A 19,630-nucleotide genomic window follows, 5' to 3' on the forward strand; every position below is an offset into this window, starting at 1 on the left:
ACGTACCACTGCATAGAGATTCCGACTACAATGACCCTAGACGCAGCTATTGCGCCCGAAGGCCCCGAACTTGAAATCTCGATGAAGACGCTTGAGCTCACTCGAGAGAGTTGGGGTGCACTTGGCCAGCACAACCGCGATGTTGGCCTGTTGCTGCCCCTCAGGCAACCACCGCTTCATTTCTATCGCTACCTTGTCGATAGGATTGGACGCAAGTGGCACTGGCAGGACTATCTTTGCCTGAGCGACGCAGACCTGGCGGCCCGCATCCATGGACCGCGACGCGACATGCGTCTGCTGCTGATAGAAGGCGCGCCGGCAGGCTTCTTCGATCTCGACCGTCGTGATCAAGAGACCGTCGAGGTTGTCTACCTCGGCTTGATGGAGCACGTGGCCGGGCGCGGGTTCGGCAAATGGCTACTCTCCGAGGCAATGGCGGCGGCCTTTTCTGCCGATGCGCGGCGCATCGTGCTCAAGACCTGCTCGCTCGACCACCCGGCGGCGCTGGCGATCTACCAAAAGGCCGGCTTCCAGATCGTCGCAGACGTGCCGATGACAATGCAACTTCTGACGCTGGATCAAAGGGGGTCAATCCTACTTCGCTGATCAGGCGAGATCTTCTGGTCGCATGCCCTTCGCCCCAAGCGAAAGGCACCACTCGGGTAGCGCCATGCCCTTCGTTATGGGTTCTTTGTTCAGCAGACTTCGAAGAGTGCAGCGGCACCCTGCCCGCCACCGATGCACATGCTGACGACGGCCAGCCTGGCCCCACGGCGCCGGCCTTCGATAAGCACATGCCCCGCCAGCCGTGCCCCGGTCATGCCGTAGGGATGGCCGAGCGCGATGCCGCCGCCGTTGACGTTGAGGCGTTCCGGCGGGATTTCCAGGCGATCGTTACACGCCAGCAGTTGAGCTGCGAAGGCCTCGTTAATTTCCCATAGGTCAATGTCGTCAATTGTCAGCCCATGGCGGGCAAGAAGTTTCGGGACCGCAAGGATGGGGCCGATGCCCATCTCTTCAGGCGCGCAGCCGGCAACCGCGATTCCGCGGAAAATTCCCAGCGGCTTCAGGTTTTCCCGCCCGGCGGTTTCGGCATCCATGAGAACGAGAGCGCTTGCGCCGTCTGAGAGTTGACTGGCATTGCCGGCCGTCACATAGCGCCCATGTTCCAGTGCGGGTTTTAGGGCCGCTAGCCCCTCATAGGTGCTTTCGCGCGGGCCTTCATCCCTGTCCGCAGACAGCGTCCTGCAGGACGTGGCGTCGCTGTCACGATCCTTCACCAGTTGTGAGACGACGATTGGAACGATCTCCGCATCGAACCTTCCCTGCCGCTGGGCATTGCGCGCGCGGTCCTGGCTCTGCACTGCAAATTGGTCCTGACGTTCACGGGTGATGCCGTACGTTTCGGCCACCCGCTCGGCCGTCTGCAGCATCGACATGTAGTAGAGCGGGTAGGATGACTCCACTACCGGATCACGCTCGCGGTACCGATTCATGTGTTCATTCTGCGCAAGACTGATCGATTCAACCCCGCCGCACAGGACGACCCGGCTGCTGCCGGACGCGACTTGCATGGCGCCGGTCGCTATTGCCGACAGGCCCGAGGCGCACTGGCGGTCGATGGTCATGGCGGCGACCGAGACCGGGAAGCCGGCCGCGAAAATGGCATGGCGCGCGACATTGACGCCGCTCGTGCCCTGGGTCACGGCGCAGCCGAGTATGACGTCGTCCACCATGCTCGGGTCAATGCCCGCCCGGGTGACGGCCGCCTTCATGGCATAGCCGGCAAGCGACGGGGCCTCGGTGTTGTTGAAAAAGCCGCGATGCGCCTTGCCGACTGCCGTGCGTGCCGTTGATACGATGACAATGTCCTGCATTCTTACGCCCTTTCGATCGGTTCAAGCCCGCACCAGGCAGAGATAAAGAGCGCAATCGACTGTGTGACACGCCTTACGGAATCGAGCAGTACGCGCTCGTTGTAGCCGTGGATTCGCTCTGCGACCGGCCCGTACACCAGGGCCGGCATGCCAGCGTAGAGACCGAAGTAGCGCGCATCGGTCGTGGCGGTGATCGGCGTCCGCGCCATGGGGGAGCTGTTGACGATCTCGTGCATGGCGGCCAGCAGCTCTATGGCATTCGTCGCCGTCTCGGAGCAATCGCGCCCCAGACTGTAACCCTCTGCACGGAAACCATGGCAGATGACCTCCGGCGGGTTCTGCCGCAGATATTCGGATCTACCCGCAGCCGACGCGATGCATTGCCGAAGCTCCTGCTCGGCCGCGTCAATATCTTCTCCCGGATAAACCGCCATGCGCACGTCGAAAGTCGACCAGGCCGGGACGCTGGATGCCCAATCTCCGCCTTCGATCCGTCCTATGTTGAGGTTCAAAGGGTGATCGATGCCTTCAAACTCCGTCGGCCGACGGGCTGCGTCATTCCACCGCGTCTCTAGCTCTCGAAGCGCAGAAATCAGGGGCAGTGCCGCTTCGATCGCGTTTACGCCTGCGCTGGCATGGGCAATGTGCGAGGGAATGCCATTCAGACGTACCTGGAGCCATAATACGCCAATCTGGGCGATGACGAGCGTCTCTCCGAACGGCTCGGGGATGAGCGCGGCATCGGCTTTGTATCCCCTCTGTAGGCATCCGAGCGCACCGTTGCCCGTACACTCCTCCTCCACGACGAATTGCAGGTAGCAATCGGCGGCCGGTTGGAAACCGAGCGAGGCAAGGGCTTCCAGCGCGAAAAGATTGCACGAGAGGCCGGCCTTCATGTCGCCGGCACCGCGCCCGTAAAGCCAATCCTCCTCGATATAGGGCTCGAAGGGCGGATTGCACCACATGGAAAGCGGACCGGTGGGTACCACGTCCACATGTCCGTTCAAGATGAGGCTTCGCCCCTTTCGGCTCCGGCTGTTGCTTTTCCCGACCACATTGACCGCCTGCGCATAAGGCTCGAGCACCGGCGAGAAGCCGGGAAGATCAGCAAGATCCTGCTCGTTGATCTCCCAAACGTCCGTCTCGTAACCGCGGCTGCGAAGCGCGTCCGCCAAATAGAGCTGGATCGACTGCTCATGGCCGCGTACTGACTGAAAGCGGCAGAGTTGTTTCAGGAAATCCGTTTGCCGATCAAACGCGCTGTCCACCGCGCGCAGGACGGTCTGGCGAAAGTTCGAATCCATTAAGTTCTCAATTGAAAATTGCAAGTGGATGGATGATGACGAGCGGTGCCCCGGTCTTAGCTTTTACCTCTTCGACCGAAACGCCAGCAAACAATTCAACAAGTTCAAAGCCGCCTGATGACACGTCGACGACGGCCAGGTCGGTGATGATCCTGTGAACGCACCGCTGAGCAGTCAGGGGTAACGTGCATTGCTCGACCAGCTTGGGGTTTCCGGCCTTGTCCAGGTGCGTCGTCAGCACGATGACGCGTCGTGTCTTCTGGGCCAGTTCCATCGCGCCACCTGTCCCGGGCGTGTACTTTCCCGGTACCATCCAGTTGGCGAGATCCCCGTTGCTCGCAACCTCAAAGGCCCCCAACATCGTAAGATCGAGATTTCCGCCGCGGATAATCGCGAACGAGACCGCACTGTCGAAGTATGAAGCGCCGGCCAGCGTGGTGATGTAGTTGCCGCCCGCATCGATGAGGTTCCGATCGCCTGCGGTATATTCCGCCAGAGGGCCTATGCCGGCGACCCCGTTCTCGGAATGAATGCACACCGTTATCGAGGGGGCGACATGGGCCAGCACCTTCGTAGGCAACCCTATGCCGAGATTGACCGTGTCGCCATCATTGAGTTCAAGCGCCGCACGGCGCAGCATCATTTCACGCGCGTCGGACGACATCATATGCCTCGCTAGTAACGCGGAGACCGACGACCTTTTGAACGAACGGCCCTGGTGTATGAGTTTCGTCGGGCGCAAGCTCACCAAGCGCGACGATTTCCTCCGCCTCGACGACCGTTGTCCTGGCGGCCATCGCCATGAGCGGCGAAAAATTGCGCGCCGTCGCGGCAAATTTCAAATTGCCGAAAGTATCTGCCTGCACGGCATGAATCAAAGCATAGTCCGCCTTAAGCGCAGTTTCGATCAGCGCAGTCGCACCATCCATGTCAATCGCAGTCTTGCCATTCTGCAGCATTGTGCCAACCCCTATGTCAGTCACGATTCCCAACAAGCCGGCGCCGGCGGCGCGGATGCGTTCAGCCAGAATGCCCTGAGAGTTGAACTCGACCTTCAGTCGGCCGGCATTCATCTGCTCGACCGCTCGCGCGTTCAGGCCAATGTGCGACGCGATCAGTTTCTCGACGAGGTCGGCCTTCAACAGGAGGTCGATGCCCATCCCCATCTCGTTTGCGTCGTTCTTGATAATCGTGAGGTTCTTGGGCGCCTGACGCACCAATTCTTCCAGCAGGGTGAAAGGCGTTCCCGGTACGCCGAAACCGCCGATCATAATGGTCATCCCGTCACGTATTCCTGCAATCGCCTCTTCGATTTCCGTTAGTTTATTACGCACCCAATTCTCCCATCCGGGCTATCTCCGACAAATACTTCATGGTCACGCCTCCGTTCTCTGGCGCAATTATGGATTGTGAGGACATCACGCCGGAGAGGATAGAATCAAATAGATACCGTGAACGGAGTACATAAGTTTCGACAATGCTGCGTGGTCGACGCCCCGACGATCTATCGGCGCTGCACCGGAGCTTAGAGACCGTTTTGAAAATCGTGTCCGGGGTATCGGCAGGATCGCGATTGTGATTATGGGATGGCCCGCCTCTCTATGGAACGAACCGTTAGGATTGCTCTTTCGGAACGAGAGGAACGGACCCATGTCGATATTTGTGCTCGGAATTGATCTGGCAAGAACGTTAGCAGCCTCATCGGGCTTGACGAGAGCGGCGCTGCTGTTCCGCACTGTCGACCTCCGTCGTGATGGTCTTGCGGACGGATCCGCTGTACAGCAGTCGCCCTGTTCTGCATGTCCTCCCGAGCGCCGACGCTCGGCAGCGCTCGATCGCACTCATCGCCACGCGTCGTCCGCTCGATGACAAGGCCCAGTGCTGCTCCCGCCAACAGGTAGCGACGGAATGCGCGGCCCATGCATGGTGCTGGCCCCGGAAATATTCGGGTGCGGGCGAGACCTTGGGATCGGACGCGGCAGCAGTTCCAGCCGGCTCGTCGCTGCGCAGCCCTCTGCTCGCAGAGGCCTGCGACGATGGCTGCCGACCTGGCAGGGTGTGGGACGGCTCTATGAATCCCTGTTTCGGACCTTATTCTCAACTTTCCACGGTCGTGACCACCTTGTTCTCTTGTCTCTTCTGTCAATGTATCGAACGACTTCTAAAACTGACCCCTAATCCGGCGTCCAATTTGGCACGCCGATTTGCCGGTCAGCACGCGGCGGTTGTCAACACGCGGCACGCCTCGCAGCGGCTGACGCTAAGGTCGGCCGCTGCGACAGAAAGGTCTCGAACACGCTCACCTCAGCCTGACGCAGCACTTGGATCGCTGTACGGGAGGCCATCGTGTTGTGCTCGATCCCCGAAACCAAATTGGGCACATGCCGCTTTGTTCGGTCATTCAAATCGCCATCGATTGTTCTCGAGCGGCCTCAATCGCATCGCTCACTATGCCCTTGGCATGCTTGGGATCTAACCATGCCGCCTGCGCATCTGGTGAAAGAGACTGTAAAGGATCCGGATATGTGAACAACTGGCCCGGCCGGACAGATGGAGCCAGGTACACAGCAAGCCCTGTTTGTCTGTCATAATGCTCGAAGCTGTGGACGTCACGCTTTCCACCACCTCCCGGCGTGTCGACAACGAACAACGGAGTGTTATACCCAGCCGTGATCCCGCGTACGGCCTTTTCTATCTGACATGCTAGTTTTACCGAGCACCGCATGTGCTCGAGTCCGTCGACAAGATCACAAGTATACACGTAGTACGGCTGGATATGTATGTCTGAGAGTTTTTTGACGAGCTGTTTCATAACCTCAGGATCGTCATTGACACCAGCCAGCAGAACCGACTGATTGCGCATCCTTATTCCCCGCTTGAAAAGAAGCTCTGCAGCCGCAATCGTGTAGTCGGTGATTTCTCTAGGATGGTTGAAGTGGGTGTGAAATGAAATCTCTACGCCCTGATTTCGGCCAGCATCGCTAATTTTGACAAGAGCATCAGTCCATTCATGATCGCTTGTGACTTTCATAGGCAGTACAGCGAGGCCTTTCGTCGCGAATCGGACGCAGCGAATTGAGGGGATGGACAGAAGGTCCATTCCGATCGCCAAAAGTCGGGAAGGTTTAAGGCGAAAGCAATCTCCCCCCGACACTGCTACGTCACCGATGACGGGGGTCGCGCGAAGGTATGCCAGGATAGTATCCCAGCGCATCTGGAATGGCGACGCCCTTTTCTTCGAGACCAATTCCGTGTCTAAACCCACGCTGTAACTGCGGGTGCAAAAACGACAATAGACCGGGCAGCGATCCGTTGCGAGTAAAAGTGCCTTGTTCGGATAGCGATGCACCAATCCCTCTACAGGTGAACTTTCTCGTTCATGCAATGAATCCATTTTTAGCAACGGGTGAGATGGGCGAATTTCCCTTCCAACCGGAATGAATTGCTTGCGGATTGGGTCTTGAAGAAAGTTCGACCAGTCAATCAAGTTCAGCACATAAGGCGTTATCCGCATCGCCATCGGCGCACGCGCGAGACCGAGCTCAATGTCTCGCATCAGACTGCCGTCGGCGTCGACTCCCATCCATTCGCGCAACTGGTCAATGCGAGTAACGGCATGACGCTCTTGCCATGCAGCGTCAGCGAACTCGTTTCTCATTTCATGCGCAATACGGCTCATCGGAGCTTCGCTTGAGACGGCGGCAACAGTATAGTCGGTGAGCGTGGTCATGGAGGGTTTTCCCCAGTCGGTGACGCGTTTGCGGATATCAGCGCATGAACCATGCCAAAGGAGACAATCCTTTTACAACAATGTGATAGCGCTAGTACTGCTATTCGCATGTCCGATTTTGTCGGACATGCGACAGCGAGAAGTCGTTGACCAGCGTGGGAACTCCCCGTCGCCGCCGGTGGGATGCTGCAGGACCCGATCGAATTTATTTACAGCCGCGCGCAGCCGGGCAAAATCGGCTTCACCAAGACCGTCATCTCCGGGGGCCGCAACGCGCGCAGCAAGGCCAGAGCGACCTGTTGCGGGCTTGGCTCGATCACATAGCGTTCCCGCCGGCCATTTCGCCGCGAACCGCTGTCTCGCCGTTCCCTCGGCCGCATCGCTTGCTCCATCGTTGCTTCGGCCCGACGGCGACTGTAGCAGACGCCGGGATGGACGGTGCGAGCGTGTCGGTGCGCAGCCTTTGCGCGCCGCTAGTCAAAGTCGCAGCCCGGCTGTCGCCAGCAACGCTGCACCTCAGCGTCAACGACCCAATGGCACCGTCTCCCGCGTCGCAGATGGTCCTGCATCGCGACGACGGGCGACCGCCCAAGAGCGATCGGCGAGCCCGCTCCGGCAATGTATTTGGGTATCGCACACTAAGATCGCATCAAATCACCGCTGCGATCGTAGAGTGGTTGGGTTATCACCACCGCTGGATACAATTGTCCGTCGATCTCGACATCTAGCACGGTGCCATCGCTAGTGAACTCGACAGGAACGTAGCCCAACGCGACGGACTTCTTCACGCGATGCCCATAGCCTCCAGAGGAGATGTAACCAACCGCCACCCCATCCTTGAGCAGAGCCTCGTCTCCGACGACATCACGGTCGTCGACATTGATCGTCAGACCAACAAGCTTCCTAGCGGGCCTTGCTTTGCGCGCCTTGGCTGCGGCTTCCTTGCCGACGAAGTCCTTGTTCCAGTCGATGAACGCGTCCAGTCCGCTTTCACTTGCGTCGAAATCTGGGCGGAAGTCCATTGTCCAAACACCCCAGTTCTTCTCCAAGCGCATCGACATGAGGGCGCGACTCCCATAGAAGCGCAGCCCGAGATCACCGCCCGCCTGTTCGACCGCCTCGAAAAGGCGGATGAGGAACTGCGGATGGCAGTAGATTTCATAGCCTAGTTCGCCCGAGAACGACAGGCGGGAGAGTATCACCGGAACGTCACCCACGACACATTCCCGAATATCCCGGAACTTGAAAGCTAAGTAAGACACGTCTTCGCGTGTAATGCGTGAGAGGAGTTCTCTTGATTTCGGACCCGAGATCGCCAGCCCGTGAAGTTCGTCGGAACGGTTGACATAGGTTACTCCCTCACTTGGCAGATGCTGCTCGAACCATCGGCGATGCATCTCCTGCGCCGCACCGGATCCGAATAACATGAAGCGGCCTTCCGCAAGGCAGGCGACGGTAAGGTCTCCATAGAGTTTGCCTTTCGGAGTCAACATCGGCGTCAGGGCGATACGGCCAGGCTTGGGAAGTTTACCGGCGAGGATGTGATCGAGGAATGCTCTCGCTCCCGGCCCGGCGAATTCGTGCTTCGAGTAGTTGGCGATCTCGATGGCGCCCACGTCCGTGCGAACGCTTTCGATTTCGCGCGCGACGTAGTCATGACTCCGGTTTCGGTCGAAAGTCGGCTCTTCGTGCGCGTCCTCCGGCCCGTCGGCGAACCAAAGAGCATGCTCCAGGCCGAAACTCACCCCCATGACGGCGCCTTTCGCAACCAGACGATCGTAAAGGGCTGTCGTCTTTTGCCTCCGTCCTTTCGGCAGGGTCTCATTGGGAAACGTCATGACGAAACGGCGTTCATAGTTCTCAGAGGACTTCACCGTACCCCAGTCGGCCGTAGCGAAGTTGCCAAACCGAGAGATATCCATGGCCCAGACATCAATGGATGGTTCGCCTTCGATCATCCATTCCGCAATCGACCGGCCGACACCACCGCCTTGGCAGAAGCCGGCCATAACGCCGACCGCGGCCCAATAGTTCTGCAGACCGGGGACAGGGCCGATCATCGGGTTTCCGTCGGGGCCGAACGTGAAGGGCCCATTCACAACGGTCTTGATGCCCGCCTGACCAAGAGCTGGAATGCGTTCGAACGCGAGCTCGAGACGGTCCGCGATGCGCTCGAGATCGGATTGCAGCAGTTCGTGGCCAAAGTCCATCGGAGTGCCTGACACCTTCCACGGCGTGGACTTTGGCTCGTATGTGCCCAGCAGCATCCCGTTACGCTCTTGGCGAAAGTAGATGTTGGCCTCGTAGTCGATGCCCGCCGGAAGACGCTTGCCGGAAGCCATTCTTTCCACGATTTGGGGGATATCCTCCGTAATCAGGTAGTGGTGCTCCATAGGCTGCACGGGCATAGTCACGCCTGCCAGCTTCCCAGCTTCTCTCGCCCAGAGCCCGGCGGCGTTCACCACGTGTTCTGCGTTAATGGTACCCTTGGGAGTAACCACATCCCAGGTACCGTCTTTCCGTTGGCGGGTTTCAATAACGGGCGTGTGGGTGTAAAACTGCGCGCCATGCACTCGGGCAGACTTTGCGTAAGCATAGCAGACACCCGATGGGTCGACATCGCCGTCTAGGGGGTCCCACAGCGCAGCGAGATAATGGCTCGGATCGATGAGGGGATGGCGCTCAGCCGCTTCTTTGACGCTGATGAATTCCTGGTCGAGACCCATGTAACGGGCCTTGGATCGCTCGCGTTTCAGATATTCGTACCAGGTCTTGTTTGAAGCGAGATAGAACCCGCCCGTGTTGTGAAGCCCTACCGAGTGGCCGGAGGTCTCCTCTATCTCTTTGTAAAGGTTGATGGTGTAGCCTTGGAGGCGGCTAATGTTTGGATCGGAACTTATGGTGTGGATTTGACCTGCCGCGTGCCAACTTGACCCGCTTGTCAGTTCGTCTCGTTCAAGGAGCACACTGTCCTTCCAGCCGAACTTTGCGAGGTGAAACAGGATGGAACATCCTACGACCCCGCCGCCGATGATGAGCACACGAGCATGCGTAAGAAACTGTTTTTCAGCTGTCATAGTTGTCCGCTTTCGGCTGGAGGAAGCGATCACTCTTACTTATCAGATCGATTGGACGAGCGCTCGCTAAGCAAGTGGACGCCGTCTAAATCGCCCAGCTCGCGCTGGGTCTGGTCAAGAGGCCCATGCTCTAACAAATGTGCGTGCCAAGTCTCCACCGGTTGCTCAACCCGCGCCCTACGGTGTAACAAAACAGCCGAGGCTCTGGTCGCCGCTGGATGACACTTCAGTGGCAGGTTAGGAGGTTTGGATTGCTCGTTCGATCATAATTTTGCTTCCTTTAGTCCGAGAATTTGTCGGGCTTGGAAAGGCGTGGCTACGGTGTGATTGAGGGCCTTTACAATCTGCACCGCCCTATCAACCAGCTGCCCGTTTGTGGCCAGAACGCCCTTCTCCAAATAGAGGTTGTCCTCAAGCCCGACTCTGACATGACCACCAAGTATTACCGCCTGCGCCGCCATGGGGAATTGCGCAGCGCCAATGCCGAAGGCGCTCCAGACCGCTCCCGGTGGCAGCCGCCTCACGAACCCGATCAAAGCATCGCTGTCGGCGGGGGCACCCCAGGGAATGCCGAGGCAGATCTGGAAATGGGGCGGCGGTTCCAATAGCCCCTCCTCCACCATCCGCATTGCGAAACGCAGATGGCCGAGCTCAAAGACCTCCATTTCCGGTTTGATGTGGAGCGCGCGTGCAAACTTCGCGATAGAGCGGACATGGTCGGGAATATTGACAAAGACGTTGTCATCCGAACCGAAATTCATCGTGCCCACATCCAAGCTGCAGGCTTCAGGGAGGCAATCCTGAAGATGCGCAGTCCGCTCTTGAGCGGAAGTCAAATCAGAACGTGCTTGAAGATCCGCGTCGCGCCCGAGCACCAAATCTGCGCCTATTCCTGTCGTCAAATTGATTATCGCAGAGCACTCCTTCAAGCGGATCAGACGAGTCACCTCGCTGAACAACGCTGGATCTCTGGAAGGAGCACCCGTGTTGGGATCTCTGACGTGACAGTGGACAACAGCCGCACCGCGGCGAGCGGCCTCCACTGCCGCCTCAGCGATTTGTTCAGGACTTACGGGCACATGCGGGCTTTTGGAGACTGTCTCGCCACCACCGGTTACCGCACACGTTATTATAACTGGCCTTGTCATGGGATGCCTTCGGAAGAAAGGAGTTGGTTAAAGCACCATTCGTGGAAGTCGACCGGTAACTTCTCCGGGGTTACGCAGTGCACGGTAGGAGCGGTTTGGTTTGAACAGTGAGGGCACGTTTGCCTCTGGCTCTCGAAATCGTGACCGCAGTCGGTCGTGAAGTTCCCTATTCATCTCGGCTATCCGAACCTGCATCAGCATGTGAGCACCGTGGAGAGACCAGCGCATCTGCTGCGTTCGCGCTGAATTGGGATCGGCACTGCGAACGTGCGCCGTATCGATGCTGATGACGAGCTCTTTGCGTCGATCGCCAGGAAGCTGCATCTCGAGCTGATGTCGTTCCTCCATCTTCATTCTCGCGGGCCAGGTTTTCTCAGTGATCTTGTCGTCGAGCCGCTCGCCACTTTGATGGTCCGCTTTCGCACGGTCGCATGCGTCTCGGTCCGTTCGTTGTGCTGGAATTCGGCGAGCACGCTCGCGGCCTGCCGGTACGGCATCATGCTTCCCAATCGCGCCGTCAGTTCCATCAGCTCGGGCGTTGCCCGATCCGGACAGACTTCCTTGAGCGGCGCGAACGCTTCCTGGGTAACAGTCCTAGCACAGCATTCAAAGTGGATTGCGCACCTCCACAGTACCAACGACCGTTCGAATTCTGCGGATCGTCCAGTCCTTGAACAGCCGAAAAGTGTGGCAATCCGGGCAGACCCGGCGAGAAAGGGCATAAGGTCTCCGCCTCGTGGTTCACGACCGCGCTCTGCAGGGCCGTCATGATTTTCTTGCCGTCGTCGATCGCTTCTTGCGACAGACATCGCCGAGCGCGCTTTTCCCTTGGATCGAGATCGTCCACTCCATCGCGTCACTTTCTCCGCAACAAAAGCTATGATGGTGGACCCATGGGTTAACGGTCTCACAATCGACCTCGCCTTCACAAAATGCGGACTCCCTTCTCGTCCAGCAGAACACAGCCGGCAGGGTCAAAGCCGATATTGATTGCCTCGCCTTCGCGAACAAGCGGGCCATTAATTTGCGGGTTTGCGCGAACAGTCCTCTTGCCGCCGATGTCGATCTCGTAAATGGCGCTGCCGCCGAGATAAGAGGTCGAGACGACGCGGCCGGACAGCCGGTTCGCGCCCGCCGTTGCACCGACAGACAGTGTCTGCGGCCGGACCACGACGGTGACCCTGCTGCCTTGTGCAAGCGGCCGCGGAGACGCCACGTGCACTGTTTGGCCGGCGGCAAGCGTGACCGCTGTCATCCCGCCGGATTTACTGACGGTGCCGGCAAGCATGTTGGCCTTGCCCAGGAAGTCGGCGACGAAGGCCGTGGCAGGCCGCTCGTAGACCTCCTGCGGGGTTCCGATCTGCTCCACCGCGCCCGCGTTCATCACCACGATGCGATCCGACATGGAGAGCGCTTCTTCCTGGTCGTGCGTGACGAAGATGGCGGTGATGCCGGTTTCCTTCTGGATTTTCTTGATCTCGACGCGCATCTCCTCGCGCATGTTCGTGTCCAGCGCCGACAGCGGCTCGTCGAGCAGCAGCACCTGCGGCTCGAAGACGATGGCGCGGGCCAGCGCGATGCGCTGCTGCTGCCCGCCTGACAGTTCCGACGGCAGCTTCTTTTCGCTGCCCGGCAGCCGCACCATTTCGAGCGCCTGGCCGACCCTGCGCGCGATCTCGGGCTTCGGCACGTTGCGGTACTTCAGGCCGAAGGCGACATTGTCGAAGACGGTCTTGTGCGGGAACAGTGCGTAGCTCTGGAAGACCAGCCCGATATTGCGCTTGTAGATCGGCACGTCGTCGACCCGGCGCCCGTCGATCATGATCTGGCCGCCCGAAATGTCGACCAGGCCGGCGATGGAGCGCAGGATCGTGGTCTTGCCGCAGCCCGAGGGGCCGAGCAGGGTAACGAAGCTGCCCTTGCGGATCGACAGCGAGAAGTCGCGCACAGCGACGAACTTGCCATAGGCGATGTCGATGTTGCGGAACTCTACCGCCGGGCGTCCCACGCCTGCGATAGAAAGGTCCGTCCCGGCCGAGCTCAGCCGGGACGCCTGCATGGCTTCAACGCACTCACGCACCTTTCGAGATCCTGTCCCACTGCTTGGTCCAGGCATCCTCGTTGGTCGCCCAGTAGACGGGATCGGCGAAGGTCAACGACTTCAACATGCCTGTCGGGTCGAAGGCCGGCAGCTTCTTGATCTTCTCGGTGAGCTTGACCTTCGTCGGATCCAGCGACGGCGGATAGCCCTGGCCCTCGGCCACCGCGATGGAGGTCGCCGGATCGAGCATGAAGTTGATCAGCTCCTCGCACTCGGCCATCGGCGAGCCTTTCAGGATCAGCATGTCCTCCATCCAAGCGTAGGAACCCGCCGGATCGAGAAAGCCGATCGGATGACCCTGGTCCTGCAGGGCAGCGACGCGGCCCGACCACGCGTCGGTCACCACGATCTCGCCCTTGGAGAGCAGGTCCATCAGCTCCGCGCCGGAACTCCAGAACTTCTTGGCGAGGTCGCGCGTCTCGCGCACCTTGGCCCAGATCGTGTCCATGTCCTTGATGTTGTTCGGGTCCTGTCCAGTGGCTAGAGCCGCGTACCAGACGCGCTCTTCCATGCCGGCATAGCCGCCGATTTTGCCCGCATATTTCTTATCGAGCAGTAGGCCCGCACCTTTCTCCTTCGCCTCCTCTGGAGAGATCACCTTGGTGTTGAAGGCGATGCCGGTGGTGCCGTAGTCGTAAGGAACGGCCGAAAGCTTCGGCGTCAGCTTGCGGAACGGCTCGATCATCGCCTGCATCACATTCGCCATGTTGGGAATGTTGGCCTCGTTGATCTCCGAGTTCATGCCGTTTTTCACATATTTAAGGTAGTAGTTGAGGCCGGAGGAATGCACGACCTGGAAGTCACCGGGCTTCGCCGTCTTGATCTTGGTGATGATCTCGTTCTCTCCACCGAACGTGCCCTGGACCACCTTGATTTTGGTCTTGGCCGTGTAGGGCTTGAAGGCATATTTGTCGATCGCATCCTGCACCGTTCCGCCCCAGCCGTCGAAGCGAACCTCTTCGACCGCTGCGAGCGCCTGCCTCATCCACGGCATGTCGAGGCCGGCCGCGGCGGCCGCGGCCGCCGTCAGCGTCAGGAAAGTGCGGCGGCTGAGATCGCCGTTGGCGTAGCGGTCTTGCAGCCGTTCCAGCCGCCTGGTGGTGGTCAGTTTCATCGTGCTTCCTCCTTTGGTTCGCCTCGTCTCTTTAATCTGGTCAGGCTCTGCATGAGCATGCCGCCGATCAGCGGGATGCCGAGGGTCACCAGGATCATGACGGTGCCGAGCGCGTTGATCTCCGGGCTGATCGAGATTTTCAGCATCGAAAGGATCTGGGTGGGCATGGTCTCGACGCCTGCCGGCCGCCAGAACAGGCTGGCCGACGTGTTGTCGAACGAGATGGTGAAGGCGAGCAGCGCGCCGCCGACGACGGCAGGGATGAGCAGCGGCAGCGTGATCTCGCGGAAGGACGAAAAGCGCGAGGCGCCGAGCGAGAGTGCTGCCTCCTCATAGACACGCCGGATGCCAACCATGCGCGCCTGCGCGATCAACACCACGTAGGGCACGGCGAGCAAGATATGGCCGAGCACCAGCAGCAACAAAGTCCTCGGCTGGTCGACCGCCTTGATCAGCACCAGGAGGCCGACGCCCAGAATGGTTTCCGGCACCAGCGCCGGCAGGATCACCAGCGTGCTCAATGTCTGCTTGCCGCGGAATTCGAAGCGCACCAGCGCAAAGGCCGTGACGATGCCGATCGCGGTGGCTGTTATCGCCGTGACCAAGGCTATCCATAGCGACGTATTAAAGGCGGCCAGCACCGCTTCATTGGCCATCAGCTTGCCGTACCATTGCAGGGAGAAGCCCGTGATCGGGAAGCCGCCGAACATCGAGGCGTTGAACGACAGAATGACAGTCGCCACAATCGGCGCAAACATAAAGATATAGACGCAGAGCGTGACGAAGCCGGTCAGCCGCCAGGCCCATCTGCCTTCCTTGTTCCGCCGCCCCGCCTTCATTTGCTGAGGCTTCATCATCCACCCAGTCCTTTGACGATTTGCGACATGCCCATGTAGCGGGTATAGATGGCGGCGAAGAAGCCGAGCACTATGAACAGCACGATGGAAAGCGTGGCCCCCATCGGCCAGTTCAGCTGTCCCATGATGGTGTCGGAGATCAGATTGCCGAACAGCGCGTCGCGGCCGGAGCCGAGGAGCTGCGCTGTTACATAGCTGCCGGCGGCCAGCACAAAACAGAGCAGCAGGCCTGCAGCCAGCCCCGGCAGCGAGAGCGGCAATGTCACCTCGCGGAAGGCCTGTGCGCTGGTGCAGCCCATCGAGCGGGCCGCCGAAATCAGCGTGCGGTCAATGCTCTCCAAGCTGACATAAACGTTGAGGATCATGTAGGGCAGCAGGAAGTGCAGCAGCCCGACGATGACCGCGCCCTCGTTGTAGAGCATCGGCAACGGCTCGCTGATGATGCCCATCTTCGCCAGCGCGACGTTGATGACGCCCTGTTCGCCCAGGATGTTGATCCAGGAAAAGGTGCGGATGGTGAAGCTGATCCAGAACGGCACGATGAGCAAAAGCAACAGCAGCCACTTGTGCTTGAAGCTCGTGGCCCAGATGAAATAGGCCGGGAAATAGCCCAACACCCCGCAGAGCAGCGCCGTCATCGCGCCGACCCGCAGCGTCTTCAACAGGAAGCCGTGATAGTAGCTGTCGGTGAGGAACTCGTGCCAGTTTGCCAGCGTCAGCGTGCTTTCCTCCACACCGGCCGTCACGAAGGTAAAGAAGGTATAGACCGCCATCAGGGCGATCGGCAGCACCAGGAAGAAGATCAGGAGCAACAGCACCGGCGCGACCAGCATCCACGCCAGACGTGGATCGTACAATGTCCATCCCTTGGGCATGCGAATCCGGAGGATTTCGCCGTCTTCGCGACCCCTGTCGGCACCCGCGGAAATGGTCTGGGAGGTTTTCACCAGAGTTTCTTTGCTCCCCGGCGCGCTGCAACCCGCGTGAGGCGAGAAGCGTGAGGGCCGGGAGATGCCAAGGGTTGCAATGAATTTCGGAGACGTCGGCGTTCGGACACTGCTTATTTCCATTCATGTGCTGTGAACTGCGCCACACTCGTACCGTGTCAGGGTAGGCTGCAGAACGCTAATTACTCTCATGCGAGGGATAACCTGCGGTAATGAGGTGCCGAAGCGGTCCCGGTGCCTCGTTGACTGCGATCCGGCCTCCGGCTGTCGGGGCCACAACGGCGCGGCTCCGAGGACCAGAGTTCGAGAACCCAATCACTCAAGCCTGCCAGTCTCGGTGATCACCGCGCTCTCGCCGAAGCGATGCGTTCTCGGCAAGCAATCGAAGGTTTTCGTCTTCGAGCGCCATCTGGTCGGCATCTGTCCTCGCCTTCTGTTCCCGGACAGCGGCGACCTGCTCCAGCCGACACAGGCTCACCTTGCGATCTCGGTCGTCGGCGTCGCGGAGGATTTCGGCGCAACGCGGATTGGTCCGGAAGACCTGCCGGTCAGCCGCATTCCTTGGGCGATGATGCTCTTCTTCAGATCTACGCCGTATCTCGGAAGCGGCTCTTCCTCGTGCGTTCCAAATATCCGATGAGAGCATCGACATGCTCCTTTGCGATCTCGACGCCGCTTCGCCCGTGTCCGCGTCATCAGCCGTACCTCTGAGGCGATAAGCCGATGACGCTCGCCTTGGGAAGGCTGCCGATCAGCCGATCAATGGCAGCCTGGTATCGCTCGAAGAGCCGCTTCCAGGCCGGGAAGCCGCCCGTTTCGGCGACGGCCAGGATATGGCACGTGTCTCTTCGACGCTGCGAGCCTTTCGAGCTCAGCATGGGACTTCTTGCTGGATCGGTTGACGAATGGTACCCGTCCGGTGAAGCTTCCGATTACCCACATCGTCGGCGGGCCTATTGCCCCGTATGAATCTGCCGTGATTCTGTCCGTGACGCCGAATCGCGGAGGCGTCACGGATGCGAGACAAGACCAGCAGCAGCGAGAGCTCTTGGCAGGAGGAAGAGCTTTCTGCGGCGGCTCTTCCCGACAAGCGTCTGGCCCGTCGGCTGCGACGGTTGCTGGATCAGATGTCAGCTGCGCCGGGCAAGCCAACCCCGGCGGCCTGCGGCGACTGGGCGGCGGCGAAGGCGGCCTACCGCTTCTTTGACAACCCGCGTGTGACCGAACATGGCGTTCTGGCCGGCCATTTCGCCGCGACTGCGGCGCGCGTTGCGGCGAGCGAAGGTCCGATCCTTATCCTGCAGGACACGACCGAATTTATCTACAGCCGCGCAGCCGGGCAAAATCGGCTTCACCAAGACCATCAACGCCGGGCGCTACAAGGCCGGGCAGCCCAACGTGCTGACCTTGTGCGGGTGCTGATGCATTCGAGCCTGGCCGTCGCCCTCACCGGCACGCCCCTCGGTCTGACGGCGGCGAAGTTCTGGACACGAACGAAGTTCAAAGGGAACGCTCGCGCTCAAGCGGCACATCAATCCCACGCGCGTGCCCATCGAGACAAAGGAGAGCTACCGCTGGCTGGAGAACCTGCGCCAGTCCATCGCGCTCGTTGGCACCGCCTCCCGGCAACATGGTCGTCTGGCGCGGCATGACCCGCTTGCACGACATCGCCTTCGGCATCTCCATTGGATCAAGCCGACGATGTGGGTAATCGGAAGCCTCGCCGGAGGCGTACGACGAATGTGCGGATGGTTCCTGCTTTTTGATCGCAGCCTCGACTATCCACCGACGGCTTTCATTGCGGGTGATGTCAGTCGCGTCCTTGAAGACGCCGTCGCTGCGCCTGCATACGGCACGCACCGTGATGTCCTCGGCTTCGGATTTCCTCAGGCACCCGGCTCTTATCAACATCGAGATCCTCAGACGGCACTGGTCTCTCCACGGTGCTCACATGCTGATGCAGGTTCGGACAGCCGAGATGAATAGGGAACTTCGCCACCGACTGCGGGCACGATTTCGAGAGCCAGAGGCAAACGTGCCCTCACTATTCAAACCCAAACCGCCCCTGCTGTGCGCTGCGTACCCCGGAGAAGTTACCGGTCTCGATATCGGCGCTGACCGGCGTGCCTTCACCACTCCAAACCGGGAATCCCTTACGCGAAAATCCGGGGTCTGATTACGCAGTCATTGTCTCACTGTAAATTGTTGCGCATGCTGAATCTTCCCAACGCCTATATGGGACGCGACATCGCTTCAATAACGTTGCTCAGCGGCCGATACGGCAAGCCCTTCTTCTCCGCTGACAGTGCGTGAGTCAGGTAACCACCATAGCAACAGACTCCGTTACGCAGGCTCTCATCTTCAGTGATAGCCTGCAAAGATTCGAGACTGGCGATGTAACGAATGTAAGGGAAAGTTCGCGCCGTGAGCAGCCGGGTCGCGGTGTTCGCCACCATTGACGGAATATGATCGCAGTTGTAATGCACGACATTTTCGTCGAAATACGAGTGGTAGAGCGACGCAGAAGAAGTACAGGTTTCGACCAAATCGTGATCACAAGCAGTACAGTCGCACAAAATGCTGCCTCTCTCCATGGATCTAACCATGCTTCTGTCGATCAGGTACTCCATTCTCCGCTTCGGAAGATCGGAGCGACGCACCGCACAATTGAGGACAATGTCGATCTCAGGCAGTGCCGCCGCGATCGTGTCCTGAGTGCGTGAAGGATCCTTATTATTCATGACGATCAGTTTCGTGCCGGTTGCGCCGATGTAGTCGACGCCTTCGGTTGCGAAGCGCGCGTTGGCTTTGCAATTGAAATCCTCGCGGCCTCGAGTGACAACGACGGTTAAGGTAACCCCCAGGTCCGACAAGTATTTGAATGCGGACAGACCGATATTGCCGCATCCGATTATCAGAGCCCGCCCTCCGGGAAGAAGGTCCTCATTTCGCGGGCAGAACACCCCCTTTTCCTTGGAGCACAATTCCAACGCTCGCTGAGCGAAGAGATAACCGGTCAGACGGCTCATCGGCTCAAGCAATGGATGCCGGCCACCTTCTCCCACCCACTCGTAACCAATTCCAAGAAACCCTCTACTGATGAGTTCAGAGATATCCTGAGGATCGATGTTTTCATCAAAATGTAGATACGTGAAAAGGATGTGATGCGGAGAATAGTCAGGGTATTCTGAGCGCAGCGGTGCCTTCACCTTGAGGAGAAGCCGCGCCCGGGCGAGCACCTCATCTTTCATCGCAACCTTCGCCCCGCAGGCCTGATAATCCGCATCCGAGAATCCAGCCCCTTCGCCGGCGCCGATTTCTACGTAGATGTTGTGGCCGAGGCGCGAAAGAGCCTGAGCCTGGATCGGCTGAAGTGCGACACGCCGCTCGTCTTCTTTTATTTCCTTCAAAACACCGATGTTCATCGTTGAAAAACCCTCCTTGCCATCTTCGGTCACGCAGCAATCCAATCCGC

At 59.3% G+C, this 19,630-nt stretch carries 14 protein-coding genes; 2 read left to right on the top strand and 12 right to left on the bottom strand.

The features are described from left to right. The coding region (locus tag NKI97_RS31860) for a GNAT family N-acetyltransferase (RefSeq protein ID WP_352838255.1) at positions 1 to 606 on the top strand (606 nt) is incomplete at its 5' end. 89 nt (positions 607 to 695) lie between these two features. Here the strand turns inward: NKI97_RS31860 and NKI97_RS31865 are convergent. From NKI97_RS31865 to NKI97_RS31915, 11 genes are all read right to left on the bottom strand, one after another. Then, positions 696 to 1,877: a thiolase family protein gene (locus NKI97_RS31865; protein ID WP_352838257.1), complete on the bottom strand. Its 1,182-nt coding sequence runs from the start codon at positions 1,875 to 1,877 to the stop codon at positions 696 to 698. A 2-nt stretch (positions 1,878 to 1,879) separates the two neighbouring features. Then, positions 1,880 to 3,181 carry an ArgE/DapE family deacylase gene (locus NKI97_RS31870; protein ID WP_352838258.1) on the bottom strand — a complete coding sequence of 434 codons (1,302 nt, stop codon included), beginning with the start codon at positions 3,179 to 3,181 and terminating at the stop codon, positions 1,880 to 1,882. Positions 3,182 to 3,188: 7 nt separating this feature from the next. After that, positions 3,189 to 3,848, bottom strand: coding sequence for a 3-oxoacid CoA-transferase subunit B (locus tag NKI97_RS31875; protein WP_352838260.1), 660 nt, complete (start codon positions 3,846 to 3,848; stop codon positions 3,189 to 3,191). Then, positions 3,826 to 4,515 (bottom strand): CoA transferase subunit A, encoded by a 690-nt coding sequence (locus NKI97_RS31880; protein WP_352838262.1) that lies wholly within the window; start codon positions 4,513 to 4,515, stop codon positions 3,826 to 3,828. The genes NKI97_RS31875 and NKI97_RS31880 overlap by 23 nt, the downstream gene beginning before the upstream one ends. Positions 4,516 to 5,582: 1,067 nt before the next feature. After that, complete coding sequence (locus NKI97_RS31885; protein ID WP_352838264.1) at positions 5,583 to 6,911, bottom strand: KamA family radical SAM protein; 1,329 nt, start codon at positions 6,909 to 6,911, stop codon at positions 5,583 to 5,585. 638 nt (positions 6,912 to 7,549) lie between these two features. After that, complete coding sequence (locus tag NKI97_RS31890) at positions 7,550 to 9,988, bottom strand: GcvT family protein (protein ID WP_352838266.1); 2,439 nt, start codon at positions 9,986 to 9,988, stop codon at positions 7,550 to 7,552. Positions 9,989 to 10,251: 263 nt separating this feature from the next. Further along, complete coding sequence (locus NKI97_RS31895) at positions 10,252 to 11,136, bottom strand: beta-keto acid cleavage family enzyme (RefSeq protein ID WP_352838268.1); 885 nt, start codon at positions 11,134 to 11,136, stop codon at positions 10,252 to 10,254. Positions 11,137 to 12,061: 925 nt separating this feature from the next. After that, entirely contained in the window at positions 12,062 to 13,216 is a 1,155-nt protein-coding gene (locus NKI97_RS31900) for an ABC transporter ATP-binding protein (protein ID WP_352838269.1), read from the bottom strand. Then, the gene (locus NKI97_RS31905) at positions 13,209 to 14,351 is read right to left on the bottom strand and encodes an extracellular solute-binding protein (RefSeq protein ID WP_352838271.1); all 1,143 of its coding nucleotides are present in this window, start codon (positions 14,349 to 14,351) and stop codon (positions 13,209 to 13,211) included. The genes NKI97_RS31900 and NKI97_RS31905 overlap by 8 nt, the downstream gene beginning before the upstream one ends. Continuing rightward, complete coding sequence (locus NKI97_RS31910; RefSeq protein ID WP_352838290.1) at positions 14,348 to 15,190, bottom strand: ABC transporter permease; 843 nt, start codon at positions 15,188 to 15,190, stop codon at positions 14,348 to 14,350. Before NKI97_RS31910 ends, NKI97_RS31905 begins: the two co-directional genes overlap by 4 nt. Before the next feature lie 14 nt (positions 15,191 to 15,204). Further along, on the bottom strand, positions 15,205 to 16,083 hold the full coding sequence (locus tag NKI97_RS31915; protein ID WP_352838291.1) for an ABC transporter permease: 879 nt from the start codon (positions 16,081 to 16,083) through the stop codon (positions 15,205 to 15,207). Positions 16,084 to 17,171: 1,088 nt separating this feature from the next. Here NKI97_RS31915 and NKI97_RS31920 point away from each other — a divergent pair. Continuing rightward, a complete protein-coding gene (locus tag NKI97_RS31920; RefSeq protein WP_352838273.1) occupies positions 17,172 to 17,807 on the top strand; it encodes an IS4/Tn5 family transposase DNA-binding protein in 636 nt (211 codons plus the stop codon). 579 nt (positions 17,808 to 18,386) lie between these two features. On the opposite strand, the gene NKI97_RS31925 is transcribed toward NKI97_RS31920, so the two are convergent. After that, positions 18,387 to 19,613, bottom strand: coding sequence for a hypothetical protein (locus tag NKI97_RS31925; protein ID WP_352838275.1), 1,227 nt, complete (start codon positions 19,611 to 19,613; stop codon positions 18,387 to 18,389). Positions 19,614 to 19,630 lie beyond the last annotated feature (17 nt).

The sequence above is a fragment of the Mesorhizobium sp. M0296 genome (genome assembly GCF_040321675.1).
In the GTDB taxonomy this organism is placed as follows: domain Bacteria; phylum Pseudomonadota; class Alphaproteobacteria; order Rhizobiales; family Rhizobiaceae; genus Mesorhizobium.